Here is an 11860-nt window from a genome sequence, read left to right on the forward strand (position 1 = left end):
AAAATTATTGAATGATGAAAATAATGAAATGTTTGAAACCACTAAATTTGTGTCAGTTTCTAACATGGACTTTACACAATGTTTGTAAACAACTCAAAAAGAGGCGATCCCTCAGATGTTAAACAAGTACTTTCTCCCCTTCACCTGCAGATCTGGTGTTGCAGGTACTGGTATTTGACCCAATGGGAGTGTAATGAGATGTCGTTTCCATTCTGGCGGTTATACTGGAACAGGACGAGCAATGGGGAGATCTCCTTTGGCGGGCAGTTGTATGAGATGGAGGCCGGAAGCATCTTTATCATCCCTCCTTTTACAGCATACAACACTCATATTAAGGGACATAAGCGGTATGCAGAAGGAATCAATGTCAGGGGGAAAAGGGTGGATTTATCACAAAAGGAGCATGAACCGGGCAGGGATCCGCTTCTGCATTTATTTATTCATTTCAACTTAGGAGTACCATACGACAGGGTTACTCCCGGGATTTATAAGCTGGAGATCAGCCAGGAGCAGCAGGGCAAGCTTGAGGTGATCACAGAATTCCTTAAGACTGAGAACGAGAACTTCCCGCTGGACCTGAATATTTATTTGTATTCAATTATTACAGAACATGTGGCCAGGCTCAAGGAGGCGTTGTGGCAAACCACGAAGATCGATTTCAGGATCATCAATGCGATCAGGATGATAGAAAAGGAACTGTCAGGACATCTTTCCAATGACACCCTGGCTATGCAGTCGGGGATGGCCACCAACTCATTTATCCGTTTATTTCAGCAGGAAATCAGTCAGAGCCCGCAACATTATATCAGGCAGCAGAAAATTGACCGTGCCTGCATGCTTTTGCATCACAGTAATGCCAGTATTGAAACCATTGCTGCCGACCTGGGTTTTGCTGACCGCTATCATTTCTCGAAGGTGTTTAAGAAGGTGGTTCAAAAAACGCCGGCAAGGTACAGGAAGGAGAGTGTTTGGGTGTAGATGGTTGTTTCTTCTATATTTTCCATCTTGGGTGACTTTCGATAAATACTGTTTCAGGAAGAATTCATCTTTCTCAGGATGAAAGAATCCAGAATCCAGGAGTCAGGAGTCAGAATATAAAATGAAAAATGTGTTTTGTCCTGAAATAGGGTTACAGGTAAATCTATATTGGTCAGGCTGGCCAAAAGATTTAAGGATGCAGAACAGTCTCCTGAATTCTGTCTCCTGAATTCTGGATTCTATTTCTATTTCCCATATAGCTAAAATATATGTCCTTTGAACTTTTAACCAGTTATAAGTGTTATTATAGCGATTTAAAAATCCATAAAATCCTTAAGAGAATGAAATTAAAATCCATTTTTGTCATTGTTCTGATTGTTTCAGGGCTGACGACCATTGCCCAGAATTCGATGGAAAAACCAGCTGTTATGCTTGAAAGCCAGAGTAAATTCAGTTTTTCCGCAACCATTGATGAATTATCGAAAGCCATAGTTGCAAAGGGCTGGAAGATCACAATTACACACGATCTGCAGGAAACCATGAAAAAGAACGGGAAAGAAGTTCTGCCGGTAAAAGTGATGGAGATTTGTAACCCGGGACTTGCTTATCAAATCCTTTCAAAGGATCATCTGCGTGAGGTGTCACCCATGCTTCCATGCAGGATATCAGTGTATGAGAAAGCGGATGGCATTACGTATGTTTCAAGGATGAATGCTGCAGCTTTTACTGCATTGTTAGATCCGGATGCGGCTAAAACCATCACCCAGGCCTTCGCTGAAGCTGAAGATTTTATCAGGACAGTAAAAAAATAAGGGTTTCGATTTTGCAGCAGCTCAATCGGTCTTATTATGTTCAACAGCTTATTGATTTCACCAAAGCGAATCTCATCGTAAACTGATTGGATGAGATCGCTGATATTGAGTGTGCTGCAAGGCTCCGGCTATTCTACAACCAGCTTCCTTATGACAGGTGAAAAAGCGCCTGAAACAGTTACATAATACAAACCGGGAATCAATAGGATATTCATTTCGACAGTAGATTGTCCGGGCAGAATATCTTCAATTGTATAAACGGTTCTGCCAAAGGAATCTCTAATGGACATGCAGGTGGTTCCTTTAGGTAAATTTTCAATTCGAATTTTGTCCTTAGCAGGGTTGGGAAAGATCATTACCTCCTGAAGAGAGGCATTGTCCTCTGTACCATACACTTCTTCATTGATCAGCAGTTCCTTATTCCCGGATTCAACCAGCACAAAAGCAGTGGAAACCGGGGGGAGCTCGATTTTGACTTCATCACCAATCAAGGAAGCATTGGCAGGTATGGATTCATAATTAAGAGGGCCCCCTGCAACCAGGTTTGTACCCACACCATTTACCATGACTTTCCGTGAAAAGGTTTCCGTGTCGCCATTCCTTAAAATATAGCTATAATAACGGTCACCAAATTTGAAGTCCTGGATATTGATTCGGGCTACCTGTGTTTTTGAGCTGCGGTTAACAAGGGTCAGGGCTGACTGTCCGGATGAAAAAGCGGTTGGGAAAACCACCACATTGGTATCGCCTCTCTGTGTATAGTTGAGCATAACATCCCCGGTAAACTTCCTCATGAAATAAAGGTGGTAAAAAGCCGGGCGTGGGGCATATTTAGCCACACCGGGTTCATCTCCATTTGAAAACATCCCATGGTCGTTGCCATTATCCCAACCATTGGCCAGGTCCCAGCGAAGGGCAGCTCCATAGCCGGTTTTTAGCGCTTCTCCTGCCACCAGGACGGCATGCATTCCGTTTACATGCGAAACCGCCTGTTTTGAGCCAGTGGCAAAAATATTGTACTCAGTAAGAGCTACGGGAAGATGAGGTTTCCCGGCTTCATCAATTCCGCTGTATAAATAGGCTTTAATTTCCCCTGCCCTTTTGTAAGAATTCAGGATGGTTTCGCGGGAGGAATTCTGGTTATAGGGAGTAAAGTAGCAATGCAGCACATAGAAATCAGCAGCATCCCCGGCAATGGAGGCCACATCTTTATTCCATTCAGGAAACTCAGAACTATAACTATCGAGCATCACCAGTCCAATTTTGATATCAAGACCCAGGCTGGCAGCTGCTGCTTTCATGCTATCGATAAACACCAGGCTGTGTTGTGCATAAAGAGAAGGGGTAATGTATTCCGGCTGTCCGTCCTGGTTCAGGCTCTGATCAATCCTGTAACCAGCTTCCCAGCTTCCAAAAACTTCATTCCCGATTTCCCAGAATTTGGTCCGGCCATTGTCATAGCGCACCCAGTCGGCAGCCATATGGGCAGCAGTAGCCACTGGAGTGGGTCCGGTCCCATAACGGGCATAGCCGTAATTAACTGTAAGCATTCCGGTGACATCTGATTGATCAAGGATGCGGTAAAAAGAATCCACAGCCATTGTCCAGTTTTCCCATGAGTAGGGCCTGATTCCATACCAGGGTTCAAAGTTGGAGGTTTGCCCGGCAAGGTGTGCAGGGATATCAGTGGGACGGGTATCGACAGAATGGTTCCAGAAGAAAACATCCGACACACTTCCCGCAGGACCGCGCAGTACCCCCATTTTTCGGTTAGCCATATGATGCATTAGTTCTTCATTGTCCGACATACATCCCGACCACAGATTCGCATTGTCGCCAAATACATAGGGAGTAACCTTCGTAATAGTATCACCGAACAGCACCTTCAAGGAGACTGTCACCGGGTTGGTGGTTTGTTCAACTTCTGTATAAGCCGGGCTTGAAATTGAAACCGGTTGCCAGGAATTGAGGAAGAATCCCTGGTCCTGGCAATAGCCGGAATTTGCAGAGAAAAAAGCACTGAACAGCAGAAAGATGAAAAGTCGTCGCATAAGCCATGGACATTGAGAAATACAAAGTAACTACTTCTTTGGCAAATGTTTAACTGCAAGGTGTATGCATCGTCAAAATTACGCTAAGTAGAATCACTTCAAGGAGGCTAAACTCCAGGATACAGGCAATCGGAAGCTATGGTGTTACAATCAACACAAAAGGTAAATAATGGAATAGTATAGGATTCGGTCAGTAATCACAATAGACATGCATACACAACACATTTACTCATCCTTTCGAAATCTGAAATTAAATACAACGGTTATATCCATCACATAAGCAATCCAGAATAATAATGCAGGAATGATAATGATGAATTGGCGGGTACCGACTCCAAGCAGGGAAGTACCCCCCAGGTAGATCAATGCAAAAACAGCCAGGAAACGGATTATAAAGTGCAATTTCTTCCAATGTATAAGGCTCAATATGAAACTTAAAAGCATAAGAGAAAACAAAACAGAGGAATACCAGATTTTCATCAGGCGGACGCTGGTATGCATAATTTCCGGGGAATCCGAAGAGCATACGGCTAATATTTGCATAAATGTTCCTGACATATTTAAATGGATAAGCTTTTATATTCTGAATAGCCTTGCTTCGATATGCATCATCTTTTTGAACACCTTTGAATTTAGTGAACTCATCAATGTCTTTCTGATGGTTGAGTTTCAGCAGTTGGTTGATTCCGGGGTCGGCGAAATCGATCTGGTTTGCGGTAAATTTTTCATTATCCCAGGCGCCATATTCATTTTCATAAGGAGAGCTCATCCAATATAAGCGACATGCCTCCTGAATTCCCCCAATAAAAAATCCTGCCCGTTAACTGAAACGTATATATGAGATAAGGAGATGTTACAAGCATTGCAATCACCAATAAAATTACACTTCTGCGGGATTGTGGTGTTGTTTTTTGTATGATCCACATCAGGACATAAAACAACAACATGACTAGTATTACATACCCAAAAATTACTTTGGTTAAAGCAAGGTATCCAAGGATAAATCCCGACAGGACCATATATTTATTGGAATTGCGGGTGAAAGTCATGACCAGTGAATAGATCAGCAGGGATAACAGGAAAACAGTTAAGGATTCAGTAACAATTGAAGCCATATAATTATAGGAGCTATAGCAAAGCGCCCAAAACAAGCTAAATATCATTGCTTTACTGAAAGGGATCATTTTCACCAGCGCCTTAAATAAAAAGACGATGGATAAATATTGAAGGACAGCGTTCAATATTAAAATACCTGCCTGGGGTACCTTAAAAAAGACAAATGGCATTAAAAGAATCGGATAACCCGGCCCCCACCATAGGTTAATATCCGGTGCTGGTGGAGAATAAAACCCATGAAGCAGATTGTTGGCAAAGAAAAGATACCCCATTTGATCGCCTTCCGTGATCCTGCCACGAAATACAATGACAAAAACGATGAAAATAATTAAAAAAGGAGCAAATAACAGGTATGAATTCTGTGTCAGCTTAGGTATTCTCATAAACTAAATATATTCACTTTATCAAATATACAATTTTCCGCAAATAAAAGAATAAAAGAGTAAATAGTGTAATTATTCAAGTCAATAATTTCACTTTTCCATTCAAACAGTGGCTGAAAATTAATGATTTGCATTTTTTTCGAGACAATAAAAAATAAATTTTCATCCACTTGTATCAAAGCATTAATTATGTATTACATTTGCATATATCAATAGTATGTCTGAACATTCATACATAGTAACCAAAAATTAACCAGATCATGAAAAAAACATCTACTTACAATCCTTTTGCCGGCAGCAGGAAATCCACACTCCTTGCCTTAGCCATCCTGATCTTCACCACAGCAGTGGTATTCGTTGGCTGTTATAAATTCCGCTCAATCGGGCAACCGGAAGCAGGATTCACCAATAGTTACTTTGATGTTCCCATCGTTGCACAGCGTGATGACGACCCGGGACTGGGAGATGACGAATGGGCGAATACCCTTCAGAATATCGGTTTATTTGGGGTTATGGTACCTGATGGCTGGCTTGTTGGCGATTCCATTGAATATACCATCATCTCAAAAGACCCTGCACTTAATAACACAGGTTTCCTGGTTTATAGCTTCGCGCATTCAAAAACACTCAAAGATTCAATTCCTCCATTGCCCGGATACCATTGGTGGGGCGCCATTACCGACCGTATCGCTGAACTGACCCAGCTTGATAGCTTTTACTTCACTCCACGAATTAAAACCGATGGAAAAGTGGGAACCTTTTTCCTAAGGTATGCAATTGGTGATAAAGACTACTGGGACCGCAATCCTGCCGATCGTTATAACTATGGTGGCGGACTTTCTGACCCACAGAGCATCACTATCGTCAGCGGAGTAGGAGTTGATGAACTTCTTAGCAGTGCCAACGTTTCCATCTATCCCAATCCTACCGATGGGATGATGAATGTGAAGCTGAATGGCTACAAACAGCAGGTGATTCATATGAACCTCATCAATACTGCAGGTAAAACCGTGTTGAGCCGTGAAATTCTTTCTGCCTCCAGCCAATTCAACCTTTCATCCTTACCAAAAGGTGCCTATGTGGTTGAGCTTAAAAACGGACAGTTCAGGCATAATTCCAGGATCATCCTGAAATAACTTTTATCGTTAAATTGCTTGAAACAATAATATTGTTTCAAGCAATACATCTTCATTTTTTTTGATCTTTCGTCATCACTGGCATAACTGTGTTATCCATGTAGGGGCATCTTATGTATGCTTAAAACACAATGCAACAGGTAAAAGATAACTTAGCCAATCCTATGAGAAAACAAACAATCCTCTTGCTGGCCCTGCTCAACCTTGGCATTTGCAACATTAAAGCACAAGTGAATCCTGACCATGACTTCAACGCATTATTGAGGAAGTATAACGGGGGTTGGATAGCCGGTGATGCTACCTTTTCTATCGCACTTCCTGAGCAGAAAACCCTGTGGTTATTTGGCGATAGTTTCATCGGCACAGTAAATCCGGATAGCTCGATAGTGGCAGGTTCCCATTTTATCCGCAATTGCGCCGTTTTGCAGGATGGCGACTCAATGCGATCGCTGCATAGAGGTACTTTTGCCAATCCGGGCGATTTCTTTCCATCGGACAATCCCGATTCACTCTGGTTCTGGCCTGAACATGGACTGGTTGAAAACGACACCCTGAAAATCTTCTTTTCGGAATTTATCAAAACCTCCGGAACATCCGGATGGAATTTTAAATACACCGGCGCCGTCATCAGCTTTTTCTCACTTCCTGACATCAGCCTGCTGGGTACCTATCGCCTGCCCTATTATGATGTAAACAACGTTTGCTATGGAAATGCAGTCATGACAGAAAATGGTTATAGCTACATTTACGGAAGGCAGGAAACAGATACCGTTTCTCATGTTGCTTATCCCCATGTAGCGCGTGTTCCGTCAGGAAACCTGCAGGCTCCCTGGCAATTCTTCAATGGGTCGGGATGGGTAAATGAACCGGATGCCTCCTATCGGATTGGCAATGTAGCTGTTTCTCAACAGTATGGCTTCTTTAAACAGGATAATAAATACGTTCTGCTCTCACAGGAAATCTGGCTTTCGTCGAAAATATATTCCTATACCTGTGTCACTCCATCGGGCCCTCTTAATAACAAAGGTCCTGCTGTATCAAACGCCGATGCTCTACCCGGGTACCTTTACCTACAATGCATTCCCTCATATCCAGTTCACCGAAAACGCTGAATTGCTGGTTTCTTACAATACCAACGGCGATTTCTGGTCGATCTTTAATAATGTTGAGATTTACAGGCCCCTCTTCATTCGTGTCCCACTTTCCATGATTGACCCTTCCTTCCCGACCGGTATGCTTGAACCTTTGAAGAATACCCAACAAGGCTCATTGAAGCTTTTCCAGAATCAGCCAAACCCGGTAAAGGATCAAACGGAAGTGAAACTGCAACTGGATCGAAAGCAGTACGTGAGCCTGGAACTGCTTGATATGCAAGGGAAAAGAATCAACACCTTTATAAATTCGGAACTGCAACCCGGAACCCATACCTTCTCCTTCGACCTGCAATCCCTTGAAAGTGGCATGTACTGCTACGGAACCGGAAACCACTACCTGAAGCTGATCAAGAATTAAGCGCTTATCCTTCATTCAATCTTTTGCTTATGATTTTTTCTATTGACCATAAAAGCGCAGTCCCATTGCATGCCCAGGTGGAGACTTTGCTGCGCGACCTGATTTCTTCGGAGGAATATCAGACTGGTAAATTCCTGCCTAACGAAGTGAACCTCGCCAAGCAGCTTGGAATATCAAGGAATACCGTGAGGCAGGCTACCAATAAACTTGTGTATGAAGGTCTGCTGATTCGCAAAAAAGGGGTGGGTACCCGCGTTGCCGATCAAAGTGTAGATACCAGGATCAATAACTGGCTGAGTTTTACACAGGAAATGCAGTCGAAAGGTATAAAGATCCGCAACTATGAAATCACCACGGAATGGGTGGAAGCAGATGAAGAGTTAGCCGCTTTCTTCAGGATCCCTGAAGGTAAAAAAATCCTGAAAATGGTCCGACTGAGGGGCCGTATTGAATACCCGTTTGTTTACTTCATTTCCTACTTCCATCCGATGGTGGGACTTACCGGGAACGAGGATTTTTCAAGACCTCTGTACGAAATCCTGGAAAAGGATTATTCAGTGGTTGCCAAGCTTTCCAAAGAAGAGATTTCTGCCCGTGCTGCCGATAAATTAATGGCGCAGAAACTCAATATCAAAACAGGTGATGCAATCCTGAAACGTAAGCGCTTTGTCTTCGACCCGGGAGGCAGGCCCATTGAATACAACATAGGATATTACCGGGCCGATTCATTTGTGTATACCATTGAAAGTGAACGTGATATTGCTTAATCACACATTTTCTGCATAAATAATTTTTAATCCATCTTTAATGAAAGCCTTTTTCATTCAATTTATCCTGTTCCTTTCGGCATATATGGCATATGGCCAGCAGCGAACAATCACAGGAACTGTTACCGATGCTTCTGATGGTACAACCATCCCGGCAGTAACGGTCCTGGTAAAAGGAACCACACGCGGTACAACCACCGACCTCAACGGCTTTTACAGCCTTAAAATCAACGAAACCGACAAAACAATTGTCTTTTCTTTCATGGGTAAAAAAGCCCTTGAAGTTGCCATTGGAACTTCGGCGGTCATCAATGCCAGACTGGAATCGGCTGATGTCAGTCTTGATGAACTGGTGGTAGTCGGATACGGCACCATGAAGAAAAGCGACCTCACAGGTTCTGTGGCATCTATTCGCACCGATGACCTGAAAAAAATTCCTGTTAATTCCTTTGACCAGGGAATCCAGGGGAAAGTGTCAGGAGTGCAGGTTACCCAACTTTCTGCCCAACCGGGAGGAGCCTTGTCGCTGCGCATCAGGGGAGGAAATTCCATCATGGCAGGCAATGAACCTTTATATGTTATTGATGGAGTGCTGATTGAAAGCCAGGTAGACTTTTCCTGGATAGGCTCACCTTCGCAGAACGGACTGAGTAGTTTTAATCCGAATGATATTGAATCCATTGAAATCCTGAAAGATGCTTCCGCAACCTCTATCTATGGCGCAAGAGGAGCCAATGGTGTGGTTCTGATCACCACCAAAAAAGGAAAAGCCGGGAAAGATCATGTTAGCTTTGAGACTTACTTCGGAATGCAGCGAAAGGCAGGGGATATAGAAGTGATGAATGCCAGCCAGTTTGCGAGGCTTTATGATGAAGCAGGTTTTAATGCAGACCCGGAGTTTTACATTCCCCTTTACCCGAATCCGGATAGCCTGGGTACTGGCACCGACTGGCAATCGGAAATCTACAGGGATGCACCAATACAGAACTACCAGCTGAGTTTCTCCGGAAGTAATGAAAAAACCACTTATGCCCTTACTGCAGGATATTACCGGCAGGAAGGGATCATCGTGGGTTCCGACTTCAACAGGTACTCTTTCCGTCTGAACCTCGACCGAAAGATGACAGAACGCTTGACCGGGGGGTCCAATTTCAGCTTTACCCAGACAAAATCCAATACCGTCCCGACCGATACCCCCGGAGGATTTTTCCCCGGCGTGGTAAACACAGCCCTCATCTTTAACCCGGTGTTACCTGTAAAAGACGACGATGGGATCTATACCTTAACGGATCCCAATGCCGATGCCTGGCTCGACAATCCCGTGGCTGTAACACGCGATGTTGTAGCCATCGACAAGGTAAACCGAATGCTGGGCAACGCATTTCTGGAATATCACTTCCTTAAGGAACTCAAATTCAGATCCAGCTTCGGAATCGATTATTACCACTCCCTTCAGGATATGTACACCCCCAGGTATGTCTTTTCAGGTTCATTTAACGATGGACAGGCCCGGTTTGCCAGCAGCGATTTTGAGACCTATCTTACTGAAAACACCCTCAATTATTCAAAGAGCTTCCAGAAGAAGCATTCTGTGAATGCAATGGTGGGTTTCACCTACCAGAAATCCAATTCCAGGACTTTTATCGATATAGCCACTAAATTTCCAAACGATATCCTGGGGTATTACGGCATACAGAATGCCACCAATATGCCGACTATCTATTCATCATTCAGTGAATCGGCAGTGATCTCTTACCTTGGAAGAGTAAACTACAATTACAGCGACAGGTACCTTTTTACCCTTACCGGCAGAATTGATGGCTCCTCCCGCTTTGGCGCCAATAACCGCTTTGCCACTTTCCCTTCAGCAGCTTTTGCATGGCGGGCATCAGAAGAAGATTTCCTCAAAACCTCAAAACTTATTTCCAACCTGAAGCTGAGAATGAGCTATGGGATCAGCGGCAATGACCGTATTGCCAATTATGCCTTTATCCGAACCATTTCATCTTCCATCTATTATTTCAATAATTCAGTACCCGCTTCAGGCTTTGCCCCTGAAAACCCCGGGAACGACAATCTGAAATGGGAAACCACCAGGCAGGCAGATTTCGGGGTTGATGTCAGCTTCCTGAAGGACAGGATCAGTTTTACTGCTGACTATTACCAGAAATACACCTACGACCTCTTGTATTATGCAAATCTGCCCTGGGTTACAGGATATACTTCCTATCTCAAGAATATCGGGGAACTCAGGAACAGGGGAGTGGAACTGGCAGTAAGTACCGTGAATACCATCCAGTCTTTCAAATGGAACACGTCTGCCAATATCTCCTTTAACCGTAACAGGATTATGCATCTCAACGGAGCAGATCTTTTTGTCAATAATGACACTTATAAACTAAAAATCGGCAATTGGGCTGTAATCAGGGAAGGCGAAGAGATGGGCAGCTTCTTCGGATTGACTTCTGATGGAATATGGCAGTCGGATGAAGCTGAAGAGGCCGCTATTTATGGCAATGAGCCCGGCGACTTCAAGTATGTGGATCAGAATAATGACGGGAAAATCAATACCGAAGATTGCAACATCATCGGCCATGCATTGCCTGATTTCACCTGGGGCCTGACCAATAATTTCTCTTACGGGGCTTTCACTCTCGATATCTTTATCCAGGGAAGCCAGGGCAATCAGCTACTGAACAGCAACCGTTTTGAGCTGGAATCGGGGAATGGATTATCCAATGCCTCTGTCAAGCTCCTTGACCGCTGGACACCGGAAAACCCGAGTGATGAATTCCCAAGGGCCAATCGCAATGCTGCTTACCTTAAAATGTCGGACCGATACCTCGAGGATGGATCGTATATCAGGGTAAAGACCATCACCCTGGCCTATGATTTACCGAAAAGGGCATTGGATTATCTGCATATGGACAAGCTAAGGCTCTATATTACCGGGCAGAACCTACTCACTTTTACGAAATATACCGGGTTCGACCCGGAAGTAAGTTCCTTTGGTATGGACAACACCCGTTTGGGGTATGATTTTGGCTCTTATCCTTCGGTTAGAACCCTCATTTTCGGAGCCAGCATCAATTTCTAATCCTTAAA

10 protein-coding genes are annotated in these 11860 nt (G+C 43.8%); 7 read left to right on the forward strand and 3 right to left on the reverse strand.

The features are described from left to right. Positions 1-78: 78 nt before the first annotated feature. Both IPH84_18015 and IPH84_18020 read left to right on the forward strand, forming a co-directional pair. On the forward strand, positions 79-978 hold the full coding sequence (locus IPH84_18015; GenBank protein ID MBK7175064.1) for a helix-turn-helix transcriptional regulator: 900 nt from the start codon (positions 79-81) through the stop codon (positions 976-978). Positions 979-1406: 428 nt separating this feature from the next. Next, a complete protein-coding gene (locus IPH84_18020) occupies positions 1407-1790 on the forward strand; it encodes a DUF302 domain-containing protein (GenBank protein ID MBK7175065.1) in 384 nt (127 codons plus the stop codon). A 128-nt stretch (positions 1791-1918) separates the two neighbouring features. On the opposite strand, the gene IPH84_18025 is transcribed toward IPH84_18020, so the two are convergent. The 3 genes from IPH84_18025 to IPH84_18035 form a co-directional block, all read right to left on the reverse strand. Further along, entirely contained in the window at positions 1919-3841 is a 1923-nt protein-coding gene (locus tag IPH84_18025; GenBank protein ID MBK7175066.1) for a T9SS type A sorting domain-containing protein, read from the reverse strand. A 250-nt stretch (positions 3842-4091) separates the two neighbouring features. After that, positions 4092-4610, reverse strand: coding sequence for a hypothetical protein (locus IPH84_18030; GenBank protein ID MBK7175067.1), 519 nt, complete (start codon positions 4608-4610; stop codon positions 4092-4094). After that, a complete protein-coding gene (locus IPH84_18035; GenBank protein MBK7175068.1) occupies positions 4594-5340 on the reverse strand; it encodes a glycosyltransferase family 39 protein in 747 nt (248 codons plus the stop codon). The genes IPH84_18030 and IPH84_18035 overlap by 17 nt, the downstream gene beginning before the upstream one ends. A 260-nt stretch (positions 5341-5600) precedes the next feature. Here IPH84_18035 and IPH84_18040 point away from each other — a divergent pair, with 260 nt between their 5' ends. The 5 genes from IPH84_18040 (at position 5601) to IPH84_18060 (ending at position 11852) form a co-directional block, all read left to right on the forward strand. Then, the gene (locus IPH84_18040) at positions 5601-6476 is read left to right on the forward strand and encodes a T9SS type A sorting domain-containing protein (protein ID MBK7175069.1); all 876 of its coding nucleotides are present in this window, start codon (positions 5601-5603) and stop codon (positions 6474-6476) included. A gap of 164 nt (positions 6477-6640) precedes the next feature. Continuing rightward, positions 6641-7588: a hypothetical protein gene (locus IPH84_18045; protein ID MBK7175070.1), complete on the forward strand. Its 948-nt coding sequence runs from the start codon at positions 6641-6643 to the stop codon at positions 7586-7588. 1 nt (position 7589) lies between these two features. Further along, positions 7590-7988, forward strand: coding sequence for a T9SS type A sorting domain-containing protein (locus IPH84_18050; protein ID MBK7175071.1), 399 nt, complete (start codon positions 7590-7592; stop codon positions 7986-7988). A 29-nt stretch (positions 7989-8017) separates the two neighbouring features. After that, on the forward strand, positions 8018-8755 hold the full coding sequence (locus tag IPH84_18055; protein ID MBK7175072.1) for a GntR family transcriptional regulator: 738 nt from the start codon (positions 8018-8020) through the stop codon (positions 8753-8755). 40 nt (positions 8756-8795) lie between these two features. Continuing rightward, complete coding sequence (locus tag IPH84_18060) at positions 8796-11852, forward strand: TonB-dependent receptor (protein ID MBK7175073.1); 3057 nt, start codon at positions 8796-8798, stop codon at positions 11850-11852. Positions 11853-11860: the final 8 nt, after the last annotated feature.

This window comes from Bacteroidales bacterium, assembly GCA_016707785.1.
In the GTDB taxonomy this organism is placed as follows: Bacteria; Bacteroidota; Bacteroidia; order Bacteroidales; family UBA4417; genus UBA4417.

Bases quoted from the DNA above. Each gene is read 5' to 3' on its own strand.
- IPH84_18020 (MBK7175065.1), top strand. From the start codon at position 1,407: ATGCTTGAAAGCCAGAGTAAATTCAGTTTTTCCGCAACCATTGATGAA.
- IPH84_18025 (MBK7175066.1), bottom strand. From the start codon at position 3,841: ATGCGACGACTTTTCATCTTTCTGCTGTTCAGTGCTTTTTTCTCTGCA.
- IPH84_18045 (MBK7175070.1), top strand. From the start codon at position 6,641: ATGAGAAAACAAACAATCCTCTTGCTGGCCCTGCTCAACCTTGGCATT.
- IPH84_18030 (MBK7175067.1), bottom strand. From the start codon at position 4,610: ATGAGCTCTCCTTATGAAAATGAATATGGCGCCTGGGATAATGAAAAA.
- IPH84_18035 (MBK7175068.1), bottom strand. From the start codon at position 5,340: ATGAGAATACCTAAGCTGACACAGAATTCATACCTGTTATTTGCTCCT.
- IPH84_18060 (MBK7175073.1), top strand. From the start codon at position 8,796: ATGAAAGCCTTTTTCATTCAATTTATCCTGTTCCTTTCGGCATATATG.
- IPH84_18055 (MBK7175072.1), top strand. From the start codon at position 8,018: ATGATTTTTTCTATTGACCATAAAAGCGCAGTCCCATTGCATGCCCAG.
- IPH84_18040 (MBK7175069.1), top strand. From the start codon at position 5,601: ATGAAAAAAACATCTACTTACAATCCTTTTGCCGGCAGCAGGAAATCC.
- IPH84_18015 (MBK7175064.1), top strand. From the start codon at position 79: ATGTTTGTAAACAACTCAAAAAGAGGCGATCCCTCAGATGTTAAACAA.